Annotated in this window: 16 protein-coding genes, 1 tRNA gene and 1 pseudogene; 11 read left to right on the forward strand and 7 right to left on the reverse strand. The window is 62.6% G+C overall.

Annotated elements, in window-relative coordinates:
• Positions 1 to 107 precede the first annotated feature (107 nt).
• The 7 genes from AC0NIE_RS24650 (at position 108) to rnd (ending at position 4,976) form a co-directional block, all read left to right on the forward strand.
• Complete coding sequence (locus tag AC0NIE_RS24650) at positions 108 to 449, forward strand: ArsR/SmtB family transcription factor (protein ID WP_473487788.1); 342 nt, start codon at positions 108 to 110, stop codon at positions 447 to 449.
• Positions 436 to 903 carry an SRPBCC family protein gene (locus AC0NIE_RS24655; RefSeq protein WP_473487738.1) on the forward strand — a complete coding sequence of 156 codons (468 nt, stop codon included), beginning with the start codon at positions 436 to 438 and terminating at the stop codon, positions 901 to 903. The genes AC0NIE_RS24650 and AC0NIE_RS24655 overlap by 14 nt, the downstream gene beginning before the upstream one ends.
• The gene (locus AC0NIE_RS24660; RefSeq protein WP_473487739.1) at positions 893 to 1,258 is read left to right on the forward strand and encodes a TfoX/Sxy family protein; all 366 of its coding nucleotides are present in this window, start codon (positions 893 to 895) and stop codon (positions 1,256 to 1,258) included. Before AC0NIE_RS24655 ends, AC0NIE_RS24660 begins: the two co-directional genes overlap by 11 nt.
• Positions 1,255 to 1,698 carry a hypothetical protein gene (locus AC0NIE_RS24665; protein ID WP_473487740.1) on the forward strand — a complete coding sequence of 148 codons (444 nt, stop codon included), beginning with the start codon at positions 1,255 to 1,257 and terminating at the stop codon, positions 1,696 to 1,698. Before AC0NIE_RS24660 ends, AC0NIE_RS24665 begins: the two co-directional genes overlap by 4 nt.
• 116 nt (positions 1,699 to 1,814) lie before the next feature.
• Positions 1,815 to 2,318 (forward strand): DUF3280 domain-containing protein, encoded by a 504-nt coding sequence (locus AC0NIE_RS24670; RefSeq protein ID WP_473487741.1) that lies wholly within the window; start codon positions 1,815 to 1,817, stop codon positions 2,316 to 2,318.
• A gap of 165 nt (positions 2,319 to 2,483) precedes the next feature.
• Positions 2,484 to 3,728 (forward strand): MFS transporter, encoded by a 1,245-nt coding sequence (locus AC0NIE_RS24675; protein WP_473487742.1) that lies wholly within the window; start codon positions 2,484 to 2,486, stop codon positions 3,726 to 3,728.
• Between the two features lie 96 nt (positions 3,729 to 3,824).
• On the forward strand, positions 3,825 to 4,976 hold the full coding sequence (gene rnd / locus AC0NIE_RS24680) for a ribonuclease D (RefSeq protein WP_473487743.1): 1,152 nt from the start codon (positions 3,825 to 3,827) through the stop codon (positions 4,974 to 4,976).
• Between the two features lie 136 nt (positions 4,977 to 5,112).
• Here rnd and AC0NIE_RS24685 read toward each other — a convergent pair whose 3' ends face one another.
• From AC0NIE_RS24685 to AC0NIE_RS24700, 4 genes are all read right to left on the reverse strand, one after another.
• Entirely contained in the window at positions 5,113 to 5,652 is a 540-nt protein-coding gene (locus AC0NIE_RS24685) for a hypothetical protein (RefSeq protein WP_473487744.1), read from the reverse strand.
• Between the two features lie 25 nt (positions 5,653 to 5,677).
• Positions 5,678 to 7,180: an IMP dehydrogenase gene (guaB, locus tag AC0NIE_RS24690; protein ID WP_123147581.1), complete on the reverse strand. Its 1,503-nt coding sequence runs from the start codon at positions 7,178 to 7,180 to the stop codon at positions 5,678 to 5,680.
• An 833-nt stretch (positions 7,181 to 8,013) separates the two neighbouring features.
• Positions 8,014 to 8,724 carry an RlmE family RNA methyltransferase gene (locus AC0NIE_RS24695; protein WP_473487745.1) on the reverse strand — a complete coding sequence of 237 codons (711 nt, stop codon included), beginning with the start codon at positions 8,722 to 8,724 and terminating at the stop codon, positions 8,014 to 8,016.
• Between the two features lie 79 nt (positions 8,725 to 8,803).
• The gene (locus AC0NIE_RS24700; protein ID WP_473487746.1) at positions 8,804 to 10,168 is read right to left on the reverse strand and encodes a Ppx/GppA phosphatase family protein; all 1,365 of its coding nucleotides are present in this window, start codon (positions 10,166 to 10,168) and stop codon (positions 8,804 to 8,806) included.
• A 513-nt stretch (positions 10,169 to 10,681) separates the two neighbouring features.
• Between AC0NIE_RS24700 and AC0NIE_RS24705 the strand changes: the two genes are divergently transcribed.
• Together AC0NIE_RS24705 and AC0NIE_RS24710 are read left to right on the forward strand one after the other, a co-directional pair.
• A complete protein-coding gene (locus AC0NIE_RS24705) occupies positions 10,682 to 11,614 on the forward strand; it encodes a lysylphosphatidylglycerol synthase domain-containing protein (RefSeq protein ID WP_473487747.1) in 933 nt (310 codons plus the stop codon).
• A 353-nt stretch (positions 11,615 to 11,967) separates the two neighbouring features.
• A tRNA-Gln gene (locus tag AC0NIE_RS24710) sits at positions 11,968 to 12,041 on the forward strand.
• 149 nt (positions 12,042 to 12,190) lie between these two features.
• Here AC0NIE_RS24710 and AC0NIE_RS24715 read toward each other — a convergent pair.
• The gene (locus AC0NIE_RS24715) at positions 12,191 to 12,430 is read right to left on the reverse strand and encodes a DUF982 domain-containing protein (protein WP_425294091.1); all 240 of its coding nucleotides are present in this window, start codon (positions 12,428 to 12,430) and stop codon (positions 12,191 to 12,193) included.
• On the opposite strand from AC0NIE_RS24715, the gene AC0NIE_RS24720 reads away from it, so the two are divergent.
• Together AC0NIE_RS24720 and AC0NIE_RS24725 are read left to right on the forward strand one after the other, a co-directional pair.
• Positions 12,314 to 12,802: a hypothetical protein gene (locus AC0NIE_RS24720; protein ID WP_473487791.1), complete on the forward strand. Its 489-nt coding sequence runs from the start codon at positions 12,314 to 12,316 to the stop codon at positions 12,800 to 12,802. The genes AC0NIE_RS24715 and AC0NIE_RS24720 overlap by 117 nt on opposite strands.
• 206 nt (positions 12,803 to 13,008) lie before the next feature.
• Positions 13,009 to 13,233, forward strand: coding sequence for a hypothetical protein (locus AC0NIE_RS24725; RefSeq protein ID WP_473487748.1), 225 nt, complete (start codon positions 13,009 to 13,011; stop codon positions 13,231 to 13,233).
• A 202-nt stretch (positions 13,234 to 13,435) separates the two neighbouring features.
• On the opposite strand, the gene AC0NIE_RS24730 is transcribed toward AC0NIE_RS24725, so the two are convergent.
• Both AC0NIE_RS24730 and AC0NIE_RS24735 read right to left on the reverse strand, forming a co-directional pair.
• Entirely contained in the window at positions 13,436 to 13,720 is a 285-nt protein-coding gene (locus tag AC0NIE_RS24730) for a hypothetical protein (RefSeq protein ID WP_473487749.1), read from the reverse strand.
• A gap of 879 nt (positions 13,721 to 14,599) precedes the next feature.
• A pseudogene (locus tag AC0NIE_RS24735) lies at positions 14,600 to 14,980 on the reverse strand (vitamin B12 dependent-methionine synthase activation domain-containing protein); the annotation flags it as partial.
• Positions 14,981 to 14,995: the final 15 nt, after the last annotated feature.

A 14,995-nucleotide genomic window follows, 5' to 3' on the forward strand; every position in this document is an offset into this window, starting at 1 on the left:
GCTGGAGCCAGCCGGGGCCCCTTCAGGGTATGACGCAGCGCGCAGAGGGATTTTCGGCCTTGCACGTCCTTGCATTTGCCGCTCGAATGACGTATAGCCATATGGCTATGCAAAAGGTGGCCAGTCTCGATCGAACGTTTCACGCTTTGGCGGACGGGACGCGTCGCTCAATGATTCATGCGCTCGCTCGAGGTGAGGCCAGAAGCGCCGGCGAACTCGGCCGCCAATTTCGCTCTACCCAGCCGACGATCTCCAAGCATCTGAAGGTGCTGGAGCAGGCCGGGCTTATTGAACGCGCCATTGAGGGGCGTGTTCATCAGTTCCGGTTGCGCCGAGAGCCTCTGCAGGATGCGCAGGCATGGATCGCGCGCCATCAGGCATTCTGGACGGGTGCGGTCGAGCAGCTCGATCGCCTTTTGTCGGAGGGCGCAAACGATGACCATCGATAAGACCGTCGCCGAAGTGCGCAGACGTTTCAGCGCCGCGCCCGAGGAAGTGTTTGCCGCCTTTGCCGAGGCCGAGCTGGTCGGAAGATGGCTGAAGCCGGCACCGGAGATCACACTCACCGTCCTGCAGTTCGAGTTCCACGTCAATGGCGCCTATCGCTTCGCCTACCAGCGGCAGCAAGGAGAAATCGTCATCGTCGGTGGCGCTTTTCTATCGATCGAGCAGCCTGCGAAGATCGTCTTTTCGTGGATAATCGAGCCGCCGGACGAGCATGCAGGCATCGAGTCGGAGGTCACGGTGATCATCACGCCGGACGGCGCCGGCAGCGAACTCGTCATCCGCCATGAAAAGCTTACGCGCAGCGACGCGATCGTGCGTCACGCCGTCGGCTGGCGTGGTGCTCTGGATCAGTTGACCGCGTTGCTCGAAGCACAGGATTTGCAGCATGACCGCTGACGAGCTTGCCGCAAGCGTCCGTGCCGCTCTCGCGGGCGTCGGTGATATCCGCGAAGTCAAGATGTTCGGCGGGCTAGGTTTCATGCTGAACGGCAACATGGTCGCGGCTGCGTCCCGGCGCGGTTTGCTGGTTCGCGTCGGCAAGGACCGCCAGCACGAAGCGCTTGCCGAGCCCGGAGCGCGTCCGATGGAGATGAGGGGGCGGGTAATGGAAGGCTACATCTACGTCGATCCCCCGGCGCTGACCGGTGAAGCAGTCGGCAGGTGGCTCCAACCGGCGATCGCCTTCGTGCAGACCCTGCCGCCAAAGCTGCCCGGCCAGAAGCCGGCTTTGACGAAAGGAAAACGGAAATGACATGCTTCTTCCTTGGTGTTCTTGCCTACGTCGTGCCGACATTCGCGCTCGGATTTGTCTGGCATCTGATCCTTTTCGAGCGCTATTACGCGGAGCTTGCGATCTATCGGAGCAACATCATCATCGCGTTTGGTTTCCTGTCGATGCTGATCCAGGCAGTCCTTTTCGCCTGGGTCTACGAACAGGCGTTTGCGCGGCGGAGCGGTACAATTCTGTCGCGCGGACTGGTCTACTCAGCCTTCGGCGCCGTCCTGTCGTGGAGCTTCACCACGCTCGCCGTCGCTGCAAAAAACGTGATGGCATCGGTTCCCGACTACCTCACGATCGAGACAGCATTCACGGTCGTGCAGTGGTTGCTCGTCGGGCCTCTGACCGCTTTTGCCTTCGGTCGATCCTCCTCACGAGACGCGCGAGTCGGGGTGTCGGAGCTCAAGGCCTGACCGAGGGAAGGCGCTTCGACTGACGGAAGCCGACTGCTACCTTCTGCCTTGATCGTGGTCAGGGTGGTCAAGCCGTGTACAATGGCCGTCATCGTCATACTGACGGGAGGACTACCATGCGCATTCGCACATTGACTGTCCTGATGACGCTGCTTGTTGGCACCTGCACATTTGCACACGCTCAGACAACGCCGATGTCAATCGAGGTGTTTCCATTCGAATTGGAAGACAAGAGCGCTGGCGCAGGCATAATTCCGCCGGATGAACACGATAGGCGCTATCTGTCCGAGTCGGCACAAATGGCGAAGGACATGCTCTCCCAGTCCGGACGTTTTACAGTGGTTGATGTGCCGGCGGGGGATGAGCAGGCGGTTGCGCCGCACGGATTGCGCAACTGCGGCGGCTGTGAAGGCAAAATCGCCAAAGAACACGGCGCCTCTCTTGCCTTGCTGGGCGTCGTGACGCGTGTCAACCGAACAGAGCATACCATGTTCATTCGCATCCTCGACACTGAAACCGGGAAACCTGTTTCCCAAGGCTTTACCGATCTTCGCATGGGTGCGAATTACGCGTGGCCCCGCTCCGTGAAATGGCTGATGACAAACAGAATTTTGCGGTAGGACGCCCACCATCCAAGCGCGCCATCGGGAGCGCGAAAGATCGCCCCTCAGCTAAAAATCAAAATGAGAAACTGATTGTCGGTGCTGGCCTGCTAACCGCCGGGAATTGCCGCTGGCATTGGCGCGGGCGATGGTTCAAGAAGGGTCAACGACAGGCCTTCCTTCATGTCCTCCATGCGCCCGCTGATCCCGCTCCTTATCGCCGCCGGCATCCTGCTCGGCGGCAACGGCCTGCAAAGCACCCTGATCGCGCTGCGCGGCGCGCAGGAGGGGTTTTCGGCCTCGACCATCGGCCTGATGGGCACGTTCTATTTCGCCGGCTTCCTGCTCGGCTGCCTCGCCGTCCCCCGCATCATGAAGGCCGTCGGCCATGTCCGCGCTTTTTCCGCGCTGGCGGCGATCGCTTCGGCGGGAACATTGCTTTTGGTGCTGGTCGTCGACCCGATCATGTGGTGCGCGTTGCGGCTCGCCGGCGGGTTCTGTTTCGCCGGCCTGTTCACCATCATGGAAGCCTGGCTCAATTCCGGGGCCGCCAACAAGGACCGCGCGCGGGTGCTGGCCATCTACCGGATGGTCGACATCGGTTCGGTCACAGGCGCACAGTTCCTGATCCCGATCGTCGGCGCCGGCGGTTTCGCCATCTTCGCCGTCATGTCGATCATGATCACGCTCTCGCTGGTGCCGGTGTCGCTCGGCGACCGCTCCAACCCGACCCCGCCGGAAGACGTCAAGCTCGACCTGGCCCGCGTCTGGCGGATTTCGCCGATCGGCTGCTTCGGCTGCATTGCCGTCGGTGTCACCAACAGCGCCTTCCGCACATTGTCGCCGGTTTACGCCGAACAGATCGGCATGTCGGTCACCGACGTCGTCACCTTCGTCAGCGTCGGCATCTTCGGCGGCGCCATCATCCAGTATCCGCTCGGCTACCTGTCCGACCGCTGGGACCGGCGTTCTGTGCTGCTGATAACGACGTGCTGCGCGCTGCTTGCATCGCTGGCGCTGGTGTTTTGGGCGCGCAGCGACCCGTCCCTCAACTTCGTGATCGTCTTCATCTTCGGCTGCTTCGCCATGCCGCTCTACTCGCTATCGGCGGCGCATTCCAACGACCGCGCCGACAAGGGCGAGTTTGTGCTGATCAACGCGGCGCTGATGCTGTTCTATTCCTTCGGCGCCATTGGCGGGCCGTTCGCCGCCTCGACGGCGATGCAGTATTTCGGGCCAAGCGCGCTGTTCGTGTTCACCGCCACCGTCTACGCCATCTTCGTCGTGGTCATCCTGTACCGGATGCAGGTGCGATCCGGCGTGCCGGCCGGCCATCGCAGCCGTTTCATCGGCCTTTTGCGCACATCGACGGTGTTCGCCAAGCTGGCCAAGCGCAACGACGATTCCGACGGGCCTGCGAAGCAATGATGACGGCCCGATATGTGTTGAACCGGGGCTGCGGCTTGACGAAAGCCCGCGCGGCTGAAATTGAAGGAGACCTTACCCTTTGCCAAAAGCGATTTGATGCACGTCATCACCACCCAAGAAGAACTTGAGACCGCTCTCGCCGCGTTCGAAAAGTCGGATTTCGTCACCGTCGACACCGAATTCATTCGCGAGACGACCTTTTGGCCGATCCTCTGCCTGATCCAGATGGCGGCGCCCTGGGTGACGGCGCTGATCGATCCGCTGTCACCCGATATCGACCTGAAGCCGTTCTTCAGGCTGATGGCCAACGAGGCCGTCGTCAAAGTCTTCCATGCGGCGCGCCAGGACATTGAAATCATCGTTCATCTCGGCGATCTGGTGCCGCATCCGGTGTTCGACACCCAGGTGGCGGCGATGGTTTGCGGCTTCGGCGACAGCGTCTCCTATGACCAGCTCGTCCAGAAGATCACCGGCGCTCGGCTCGACAAGTCCTCACGTTTCACCGACTGGCGCCACCGGCCGCTTTCCGAAAAACAGCTCGACTACGCGCTTGCCGACGTCACCCATCTGATCGAGGTCTACCAGCACCTCAGCGCCGAGCTGGTGCGGGAAAACCGCGCTCACTGGCTGAACGAGGAGATGGAGGTGCTGACCGCGCGTGAAACCTACGATCCGCATCCGGAGGACGCCTGGAAGCGGCTGAAGATGCGGCTGCGCAAGCCGCAGGAGCTGGCGATCGTGCAAGCGGTGGCCGCATGGCGCGAGCGCGAGGCGCGCGAACGCGACGTGCCGCGCGGCCGGGTGCTCAAGGACGATGCCATCTACGAGGTGGCGCAGCAGGCGCCGCGCGATGCGGCGGCACTCGGCAAGCTGCGCACCACGCCGAAAGGCTGGGAACGCTCAGTGACGGCAACGGCGCTGCTGGGCGCGATCAACACCGCGCTTGCCTTGCCCAGGGAAGAGATGCCGAAGCTGCCGAAGAGTTTTCAGCCGCCCGAAGGCTCCAATGCCGCCGCGGAATTGCTGAAAGTACTGTTGCGGATCGTCGCCGAAAAGGAGGGCGTCGCTTCGAAGGTGCTGGCCTCCAGCGACGACATCGACCGCATCGCCGCCGAGGGCGAGGCGGCCGACGTGCCGGCTTTGCAAGGCTGGCGACGCGCCGTGTTCGGCGAGGCCGCGCTCAGACTGGTGCGCGGCGAGATTGCGATCAAGTTCGACAAGCGCAAGATCGCGCTGTTCGATTTGTAGCGTTCGCCCACTCCTTCTCCCCTTTGTGGGGCCCGAAGGGCGGCGAGGCCCGGGACTTGAAAGCCGCGATCCCTCCAACACCCTAATCCGACCGAGCTTCGCTCGGCCACCTTCTCCCACAAGGGGAGAAGGGGAGTCAGCGCTGTTTCTGACCCATCAGGTGAAAAACCGCGATGACGATCGCCGGTATCGCCAGAAGTGCGAATTTGGTGACGATCAGCGCCGAGGCAAACGACAGCGAATCCGGATTGGCCGACAGGAAATCTGAGAGCAGGCGGGCCACCGCGATGTTCTGCGCATAATCGGCAAGCGTGTAGGGCAGCACCAGGACGAGCGCGAAGAGCGATTGCAGCTGCGCGGACAGAGCCCGGAAGTTCTTCAGCCGCCGCCCGGTGGCCAGGATCAGGCTGACCAACGTCAGCGACAGCAGCGCCGGGAACAGCAGGTCGAAGGTCAGGTAGTGCCAGACCAGAATGATCTCGCTGCCGCGCCGGCCGAGCGCCGTCAGCCAAGCCATGCCCTCGTCCGGGGTGAAACCGGTCAAGCGCAAGTCGAGCGACGGCAGGCCACCACTCAGCTGGCGGAAATAGAGGAACTCCATCGCCGTCATGGCGACGAAAACCGCCACGCAGACAAAGCAAAGTGCTGCAGCGTGGCGCGACAGCCGCAGCATCATTGCCGTCAGGCTTCGTGCGAGCTGGTTAGGCTCCGCCGGGGTAATTCGGGCTTTCGCGGGTGATCGTGACGTCATGGGCGTGGCTTTCACGAAGTCCGGCGTTGGATATGCGTACAAAGGTGGCGCGATCGCGGAAATCGGCAAGGTCGCGCCCGCCGACATAGCCCATAGCGGCTTTCAGGCCGCCCGCAAGCTGGTGCAGCACGCCGGACACAGGTCCTTTGTAGGGCACCTGCCCTTCGATACCTTCCGGCACCAGTTTCAGCGTGTCGCGCACCTCGGCCTGGAAATAACGGTCGGCGGAGCCGCGCGCCATGGCGCCGACCGAGCCCATGCCGCGATAGGCTTTGAACGAGCGGCCCTGGTGCAGATAGACTTCGCCCGGGCTCTCGTCGGTGCCGGCCAGCAGCGAGCCGATCATGGCGGCACTGGCGCCGGCGGCAAGCGCCTTGGCGAGATCGCCGGAATATTTGATGCCGCCGTCGGCGATGACCGAGACGCCCGACTTCTGCGCCGTCTCGACCGCCGACATGATCGCCGAAAGCTGCGGCATGCCGACGCCGGCGACGATGCGGGTGGTGCAGATGGACCCCGGCCCGATGCCGACCTTGACGGCGTCGGCGCCGGCATCGATCAGCGCCAGCGTGCCTTCTGATGTGGCGACGTTGCCGGCCAGGATGCGGACCGAATTGGACAGTTTCTTGGCCCGCGTCACCGCATCGAGCACACGTTGCGAGTGACCATGCGCGGTGTCGATCACCAGAAGGTCGACGCCGGCATCGATGAGCCGCTCGGCGCGCTCAAAACCGTCATCGCCGACGCTGGTGGCGGCCGCCGCGCGCAAGCGCCCCTGCACGTCCTTTGTGGCGTGCGGATTGAGCTGCGACTTCTCGATGTCCTTGACGGTGATCAGCCCGACGCAATTGCCGTCGCTATCGACCACGACCAGCTTTTCGATGCGGTGCTGATGCAGGAGCCGCTTGGCCTCGTCCTGATCGACGTTCTCCTTGACCGTGATCAGGTTCTCACGCGTCATCAGTTCGTAGACTTTCTGCGCCGGGTCGGAAGCGAAGCGCACGTCGCGGTTGGTCAGGATGCCGACCAGCCGTCCGACCGTATGCCCGCCGGCGCCGCCATTCTCGACCACCGGAATGCCCGAGATCGAGTAGGTGCGCATCAGCCCCAAGGCGTCGGCGAGCGTCGCGTCGGGGCCGATGGTGACGGGGTTGACCACCATGCCGGATTCGAATTTCTTGACTTGCCGCACCTGCTCGGCCTGTTCGGCCGGCGAGAAATTGCGGTGGATGACGCCGATGCCGCCGGCCTGGGCCATGGCGATGGCCAGACGCGCCTCGGTGACCGTATCCATGGCGGCGGACAGGATCGGCACGTTGAGGTCGATGTCGCCGGCAATGCGGGTGCGGATATCGGTCTCGCCGGGCATGACCTCGGAATGACCCGGCTGCAGCAGCACGTCGTCAAAGGTCAGCGCCAATGCGCCCGTGGACGTCTCGATAATTTTTGCCATGGCCAGCCCTCGGAATGCATGAAAAGCGCTGGACCGGATGGACAGCGCCGACTCGTCTTCTTCCCTTTCAGGATTGGCGCTGGCTCGTAACACGTCCCGTCGCCGATGAAAAGCCGATTGCTTGTGCACGACAGCGCTGCGAATTCAGCTTAATGCCTTTCGCAGTGACGGATCGGTGGCCGGCATTCGCCGCTGCTCTGCACGGATTGAGTGTCTGGACAGCAGCGGAAGAGGCTCAGGCTCAGGGCAATCGCTTCAGGTTCGCGCCGCCCCTCACCTGCCTGCCGGCATCCTCTCCCCGTATAGTGACGGGGCGAGGGACGGCTTTTGCTGAAGTGATTAGCACATCTGTCTTGCTTTGTGACGGCAACTATGCTAGGAATTTATTCATAGTGCTGATTTGCGCCAGCGATCCGCCGCCGAGGCGGTTTTTTTTTAGGCGCCATTCTTCGCAGGGCTCCTGACTGGCACGGCTGCCAGGGTCGCACAAATGTGAAGTTAAGGCGACATCCGACCCCACCCGTGGTAACCGCCCTGCGTGTCGGCTTGCCCCTTTGCCCCCAAGGGACTGGCAAGCAATCGGCGATGCAACATTCAAATCCGGACGCGTCTGGGAGTTGAGGAGTGGCGCCCTCCAGCGCTGGCGGGACAGCACCCCCCTCTGGCCTGCCGGCATCTCCCCCTCAAGGAGGGAGATTGGCAGCTTCGCCGCTCCACGCACTCCTGCACCGTCGAAGGTTTGCGAAGACCGCGATGACGCCCGATCTTCCCCCTTGAGGGGGAGATGTCCGGCAGGACAGAGGGGGGCGCGAAGGATCACTACGGGGCGATTTTTACCCTCCGCCGCTTCCGCCCTTAAAATCCTTCGCCAACAAATAAAGCTCGACCGACTCATCGCGTGAGGCTGGCGGCTTGACATGGTGGACCGAGCGGAAATTCTGCTTGAGCCTGGCGAGCAGCTCGTTTTCGGCGCCGCCCTGAAAGGTCTTGGCGAGGAAATGGCCGCCCGGCTTGAGCACCGACAGGGCGAAATCGGCCGCCACCTCGCACAGATACATGGTGCGGATGTGATCGGTCCGGCGGTGGCCGGTGGTCGGCGCCGCCATGTCGGACAAGACGATGTCCGGCTGGCCGCCTAGCGTTTCGGCCAGCTTTTCCGGCGCCTGCGGGTCGAGAAAATCCATCAACAGCACCGGCGCGCCGGGCACCGCATCCATCTCCAGATAGTCGATGCCGACGACATGCGGATGTTCGGCCGTCGATTTCGTGCGCGCGGCGGCGACCTGGCACCAGCCGCCGGGTGCCGCACCAAGGTCGATGACCTTCATGCCGGGCTTGAGCAGATGGTGCTTGTCGTCGATCTCGATCAGCTTGTAAGCCGCGCGCGAACGGTAGCCGTCGGCCCTGGAGCGCTGGACATAGGGATCGTTGATGTGACGCTGCAGCCAGCGGCGCGACGATTCCTTCAGGCCGCTTTTCTTCTTGATCCGCGTCTTCAGCACACGAATGCCGGCAGAGCCTGGTTTTTCCGGTTTCTTGGTCATTGCCTGACTTCTTGTTTGAGCATGATCTCCAGCGAAAACCGGCTGCCACTTTTCGCTGACGCGGTCCTTCGGTTCGGGATCATGCTCTGCCACGTCCATTGTTGCGCCAGACACCGTCGTCGGCCATCAATTCGCTCAATATGCCTTCGCGCAGGCCGCGGTCGGCGACGCGCAGCCTCTCCGACGGCCACACCGCGCGGATCGCTTCCAGGATGGCGCAGCCGGCCAGCACCAGATCGGCGCGATCGGCGCCGATGCAAGGATTGGCGACGCGCTGCTGGAAATCCCAGCCGACCAGTTTTTCGACCATGCGGTCGACGCTGTCGCGGTCCATCCACAGCCCGTCAACCCGGCGGCGGTCGTAGCGTTCCAGGTCAAGGTGGACGCCGGCCAGCGTCGTCACCGTGCCCGAGGTGCCGAGCAGGTGGAATTTTGGGCTGGCGAGCACATGGCTCAGCCGGTCGCGCCCGTCAAAGGCGTGCAGGCGCACGGCCACATCGTCGACCATGGCGGCAAAGACCTCGCGGGTGACGGTGCGACCGCCGAAGCGCTCGGCCAGCGAGACCACGCCGACCGGCAGCGACGTCCAGGAGACGATGTGGTTGGCGAGCCTCGGCGAGCGGTGGCCGGTGAGATCGATCAGCGCGATTTCCGAGGAGCCGCCGCCGATGTCGAACAGGACGACGCCTTGCGTGTCGCGGTCGACCAGCGAGCCGCAGCCCGAAACCGCCAGCCGCGCCTCGGTCTGGCGGTCGATGATCTCGAGCTTCAAGCCGGCCTCGCGCTCGACGCGGTCGAGGAACTCGGCGCCGTTTGCGGCAGTACGGCAGGCTTCGGTGGCGATCAGCCGGGCCTTCCTGATCTTGCGGCTGCGCAATTTGTCGCCGCAGATCTTCAGCGCCTCGACCGCACGGTCCATCGCCGGCTGCCCGAGCCGGCCATTGGCGGTGAGGCCCTCGCCCAGCCTGACGATGCGCGAGAAAGCGTCGATGACGCGGAACTGGCCGTGACGCGTAGGCACCGCCACCAGCAGCCGGCAATTGTTGGTGCCGAGATCGAGTGCCGCAAACACCGGCAGTTCCTGCACCGGCGGGCGGCGGACATCCTGCTCCGGCCTGGTTGGCGCAGCTGAGGGCAAAGGCGCGACGATCGCCTCGGGCGGGCGGCTGGCTGGAGCGCTGCCGGCGGGCGCCGACAGTCCGGCCGCTGCGAGGTGAGCGTCATCGCGCACGAAAACCTTGCGGCCGCGCCGACGTTTTCGCCGCTTCCTGGTCTTGGCCTTCTGCTGCTGGGACGCGTCGCCTGCCTGTCCGTGACCGGACCAAGGCTGCACCGGGCGGCCATTGTGCCGGCCGGCGGATGGGCTTGCTTGGCCCGAAGGCGGTGGCGAAGCCCTGGACACGCCCACTTCCGGCGCGCCGGCGCCGGTGTCGTGGTCTTCCACTTCAGTTCCTTCCGGCGCCGCGCGAACCGGAGACCGGACGCAGCAGGCGCTTTCACGTGTTCTAAGTTGCCGCCAGACTAGCAGCGCCGCGCCGGATCACCAAGAGCGCAGGGGCCGAATTTTGCCGGCGGCATTGTCTCGCGCTCCGCTCGGCCCGATCATGGCGGGACAGCGCCCAGGACAGCGCCCCCTCCGTCCTGCCGGATATCTCCCCCACAAGGAGGGAGATTGGCAGCTTTGGCGCTCCGCCGGTTTCTGCGACGGTGGGGATTGGGGAAAGCGGCGGTGCCGGCCGATCTCCCCCCAACTGGGGGAGATGTCCGGCAGGACAGAGGGGGGCGCGAAGGATCGCCAGCCTTTCCTTCTCCCTCCGCAGCACGCCTTGCCGGTTGAATAGCCGGCTTCGATAAGGCATTTCTGAAATGGCGGGAATGGAACATTCGGAATCGCGGCCAGTTTTCCTGACGCGAACCGGAAAAGGGCAACGGGGCTGCAACGCATGATCGTCACGCCATGAATTGGAGGCGCTATTTCTGGCCGGTCGTCGGCGTTGCGGCGGTCGTCTTCTCGTTGTGGCTGCTGCTGCATGAGCTGCGCGGCATCTCGCTCGACGATGTCTGGGACGGCATCGTCGCCATCCCTCCCCGCGGCTGGGTGCTCGCCGCGCTGAGCTCGGTCATCGCCTATGCATCGCTGGCCGGCTACGACCACATCGCGCTCCTGCATATCGGCAAGAAGGTCTCTTGGCTGTTCGTCACCTTCTGCTCATTCACCACCTATGCGCTGTCGCACAATATCGGCGGCTCGGTATTTTCAGGCGCGGTGATCCGCTACCGCGCCTACGGAACCAGGGGCCTGAGCGGAAAGGATGTCGGCGTGCTGGTGGCGATCTGCTGGATCACCTTCGTGCTGTCGACGATCCTCGTCTCCGGCCTCGTGCTGGTCTTCGAGCCTGAAATCATCGACCGGTTCTCCGGCGTACCGCACCATGGCCTGACCATAGCCGCGGGCCTAGCCATGCTGCTGCTGGTGGCGGCCTATGTCTTCGGCAGTTGGCTGCATCTCCGGCCGCTGAAGATCGGCAGTTTTCAGGTCCATTATCCGGCGCTGCCGATCGTCGCGCGGCAATTGCTGATCGGCCCGATCGAGCTTTTGGCAGCAGCGGCGATCATCTTCTTCGCCCTGCCCGTTTCAGGCAACCCCGGCTATTTCGTCGTGCTCGGCATTTTCCTGGTGTCGTTCTCGATCGCCCAGATCTCGCACGCACCGGGCGGGCTCGGCGTGTTCGAGGTCGTCTTTCTCGCCGGCCTGTCGCATATGGACCCGGTCGGCGTGCTGGCAGCACTGCTGGTGTTCCGGCTGTTCTACCTGATCATCCCACTGCTGATAGCGCTCGGCGTCGTGCTGTATTTCGAGCACTCACAGCTCGGGCGGAGTGAGAATTGAGGGGCACCGCCCTGGGCACCGCCCCTTCTTCCTTCTCCCTTTGTGGGAGAAGGTGGATCGACGCGCAGCGCCGAGCCGGATGAGGGGTGTTGGACGGAACGCGGCGATGCCAAGCTGGAACACCCCTCATCCGACCGAGCGGAGCTCGGCCACCTTCTCCCACAAGGGGAGAAGGGAGAGCCCACGAGACAAGCGGCTCGCCCCGGAATGGGCAAGAGTGAGGGCAAGTCAAAACCTGAAGCAATTGCGCTGATTGAAGGGCGGGCAGGCTTGACTATTTTCCGGCGGCGGCTACAAGGCACGCGCGGCGCCATCGCCGCCCTGCCCGCGCGGTTTTCTTCAACCGCGCCTGCTGGGGAATAGGTTAACGGTAGACCCACGGACTCTGACTCCGTTAGTCCTGGTTCGAATCCAGGTTCCCCAGCCAAGTAATTTCAAGCACTTAGCTACCAAAACGGCTAAAAACCATGTTGCTAAAGGCGTGTAACGAACAGCAACATAAGTCATTGATTTGTAACGATTTGTAAGGGTTGCGGGAAATCGCGATAGCAGCATGGAGCGGGCCGTTCCACCTCATTACATCAGGTCTTCAGCAACCCCGTCAAACTTCTTAAGGCCTGCGCTTGGACGCTTTCGCTTAAGAAGTCCCTGTTCAGATGCGGCCGCCTTGAAAGCAGCGAACGCAGCTTGGTGACTGCAATGTCCGGCCAGGCATTCCTCGATCATTCGGATTGCTTCAAGCCGGGACGGCTTTTCCACGAGTGGCCATGGTTGCTGAAGCGCCATCTCGGCGTCGGCTATCGAAGCGACCACCATCGGCTTGTGATTCAGGTAGACTGTAATCGGAATAAACGCCGCCATTTTTATCGCTCGCCAGGATTAAGGCGGTTAAACGCGAAGGCCATGGCGGTGGTTGCATCATCGCGGACTAACGCTGCCGATCGCATCGCGGACATGTCGCGCGCGGATCTACAGATCATCCTGCGTCGCGCCGTATTGATGCTCAGGAACGTCTCAGGCGTGCCGCTTGAGCCCGCAACGGAGAACGCGCTCAATTCCATCGCGGCTGAAATGAAAATTGGTCGGTCCGACCTCATTCAGATCGTGCTGCGCGAATGGCTGGAAACCAACGCCTATCTGCCTGTGCGCACGATAGACGAGGAAAGCGAGACGGACGGCAACGCGTAGGCTGGGGCGCGACCTTTATGTAGAAGACCCGCCGCTACATTTGCGAAGCGACGGGCCTCCACCCCATTCCCCCATACTTGACCATGCAATTGCGGTGCCAGACGTATTGACCCATTGCGAGGCACCTTATGGCTTCTACACAGCGGAATTACCGCCGAGCCGGAACGCTTGCTTGTCTCGTGGGTTGAGATGCAGGAGATGCAGGCGTGGCCAAGAAGCTGTCCATCGCCGGAATATTGCGACTTACCTCTGACCAACTGAAGAGGATCCGGAAACGCGTCGCCAATGGCGGTCACGTGGACCAGATGCAAGAGGTCGATGCTCTGGTGGGCCTCGCTAAAGAAATAGCCGACCGGCAACTAGCCGGGTTAGAAAGCCCGGCAGATGAAAACGATGGCTCTGTGCAAGACGGTGACGATGCAAAGGACTGAGCGTGGCGCCGGCCCCCCCCGCGAGCGACTGACAGTCGCTCACAAAATCATCCCCGAAATCGTTCGGTGAACCACGCTTTTTGCCACCCACCACCTTCATCGGCTTATGGGTTATCAGGCGCTTCGGCAAGTGCTCGGTGTGCACTTCAAGCAGGGGCTCGTTAATTCCTTTAGGCGATGGCGGGGTGCAGACGAAGGATTGTCATTGAAGTGCCCCACCAGGAACGCCGATGGAATCTGTGTTATCCGATCCTCGTTCAACGGCATGTGCGATTTGTTTCAGCATCGCATGAGCCGCGCCAGCCGACATGACGAGGCGGCACACAATCACGTGTTCGAACTTTCCACGCTCGTAGATCGCTCGCTGCCGGCTGTAAAATATGCACCTGAAATTCCCGTCTCCCAAATTTTCCATGTCGGCCATCCCTGAAATGAAGACATCGGGGATGATGGCCGTTTCGACTAAGTCCATGATGGGATCGGTCATGATGCGTCTCCCCAATTGCCCCCAATTGCCGGGTTCCAACACCCGGCGTTGCTGACACCTGCAATTTTTGCAGGCTAAGGGAGCAACTGTCGTTTGATCAACTTGGAGATTGGGGGTAGCCGGCACCTGCAATGGGAGAAGGATCTCGCATGCCGCATCCGCCTTACTATATTAGCAGTAGCGCATTAAGGGGATTAGAATGCCACCCCAGCCGGCGCCGCTCTCAATCCCCTCACGCCGGTTAGGCCCGGCGGCCCGCTGGTCAACCCCGATAAGCTGTCGGGCCGTCCTATCAAAAGCGCGGTGTTGACCAACGTGAGACGAGATCGAACCAACAACCCCGGCAACCGGCATCAAGGGCAGGCGCCACGGGCCGCCGGCCAACGACGAAGCAGGGCATTTCCAGTTCTGCCCCGTCTGTGGCCAGACATTCGACATGCGTGACCTCGGCCAGGTGCTCCACCATGCAGATTCTGACCATGAGAGCCGCTGCCGACAGAACAATAGGTTCCCTCACAGTGTTCGTTCGAATGATGCTATTCCGTTGCCTTGAGCGCAAGTTTTTGGTCAGGCCACCACAGCGCCTCCTGTTACGCTCGCTGGTGGTCAAGGCCCAGCGGCCTCAAGCTGCCAGTCCCCCTCGCAACCAAGCCGCTGGGCCGTCTCCGCTAGAGGCAACGCGCAAGGCGATGCTGGCGCCGTTTGTGAGGGAGGCGCCAAATCGCTGACGGATTCCGCGGAAAAGGCACTGAAACAAGCCGTAGGCCGTCTTGGCGAAGCCCTGACCAATTCGGAACGGGTCGACCGACGATCCTCCGACGCCCCTTGATGATTCATGGGGCTCCTCGCCCAATCAGTTAGGCACCGTAATTTCCCGCCTCACGCGGGTGCGTCAAGCCCTTGCGCCGGCACATAGTTGAGTATCGGGCCGAGCCAGCGCTCGACCTCGGAGAGCGGCATGCGCTTGCGCCGCGCATAGTCCTCGACCTGGTCGCGTTCGACCTTGGCGACGCCGAAATAATAGCTTTCGGGATGCGACAGTTAGATGCCGGACACGGAGGAGCCCGGCCACATGGCAAAGCTTTCGGTCAGGCTGACGCCGGCATTGCGCTCGCCGTCGAGCAGGCGGATCAGCGCCGCCTTCTCGGTGTGATCGGGCTGCGTCGATAGGCCGGCCCCGGACGGATGCCGCGATAGGGTTCGCCGATCAGCTCGTCCGGGGCCGGGTCTCATCGGGTGCATGGGCCCCCAGAACTCCTCTGCCGTGATCGGCCA

This window comes from Mesorhizobium sp. WSM4842 (genome assembly GCF_055901575.1).

Bases quoted from the DNA above. Each gene is read 5' to 3' on its own strand.
- AC0NIE_RS24650 (WP_473487788.1), top strand. From the start codon at position 108: ATGCAAAAGGTGGCCAGTCTCGATCGAACGTTTCACGCTTTGGCGGAC.
- AC0NIE_RS24655 (WP_473487738.1), top strand. From the start codon at position 436: ATGACCATCGATAAGACCGTCGCCGAAGTGCGCAGACGTTTCAGCGCC.
- AC0NIE_RS24660 (WP_473487739.1), top strand. From the start codon at position 893: ATGACCGCTGACGAGCTTGCCGCAAGCGTCCGTGCCGCTCTCGCGGGC.
- AC0NIE_RS24665 (WP_473487740.1), top strand. From the start codon at position 1,255: ATGACATGCTTCTTCCTTGGTGTTCTTGCCTACGTCGTGCCGACATTC.
- AC0NIE_RS24670 (WP_473487741.1), top strand. From the start codon at position 1,815: ATGCGCATTCGCACATTGACTGTCCTGATGACGCTGCTTGTTGGCACC.
- AC0NIE_RS24675 (WP_473487742.1), top strand. From the start codon at position 2,484: ATGTCCTCCATGCGCCCGCTGATCCCGCTCCTTATCGCCGCCGGCATC.
- rnd (WP_473487743.1), top strand. From the start codon at position 3,825: ATGCACGTCATCACCACCCAAGAAGAACTTGAGACCGCTCTCGCCGCG.
- AC0NIE_RS24685 (WP_473487744.1), bottom strand. From the start codon at position 5,652: ATGATGCTGCGGCTGTCGCGCCACGCTGCAGCACTTTGCTTTGTCTGC.
- guaB (WP_123147581.1), bottom strand. From the start codon at position 7,180: ATGGCAAAAATTATCGAGACGTCCACGGGCGCATTGGCGCTGACCTTT.
- AC0NIE_RS24695 (WP_473487745.1), bottom strand. From the start codon at position 8,724: ATGACCAAGAAACCGGAAAAACCAGGCTCTGCCGGCATTCGTGTGCTG.
- AC0NIE_RS24705 (WP_473487747.1), top strand. From the start codon at position 10,682: ATGAATTGGAGGCGCTATTTCTGGCCGGTCGTCGGCGTTGCGGCGGTC.
- AC0NIE_RS24720 (WP_473487791.1), top strand. From the start codon at position 12,314: ATGTCCGGCCAGGCATTCCTCGATCATTCGGATTGCTTCAAGCCGGGA.
- AC0NIE_RS24715 (WP_425294091.1), bottom strand. From the start codon at position 12,430: ATGGTGGTCGCTTCGATAGCCGACGCCGAGATGGCGCTTCAGCAACCA.
- AC0NIE_RS24730 (WP_473487749.1), bottom strand. From the start codon at position 13,720: ATGACCGATCCCATCATGGACTTAGTCGAAACGGCCATCATCCCCGAT.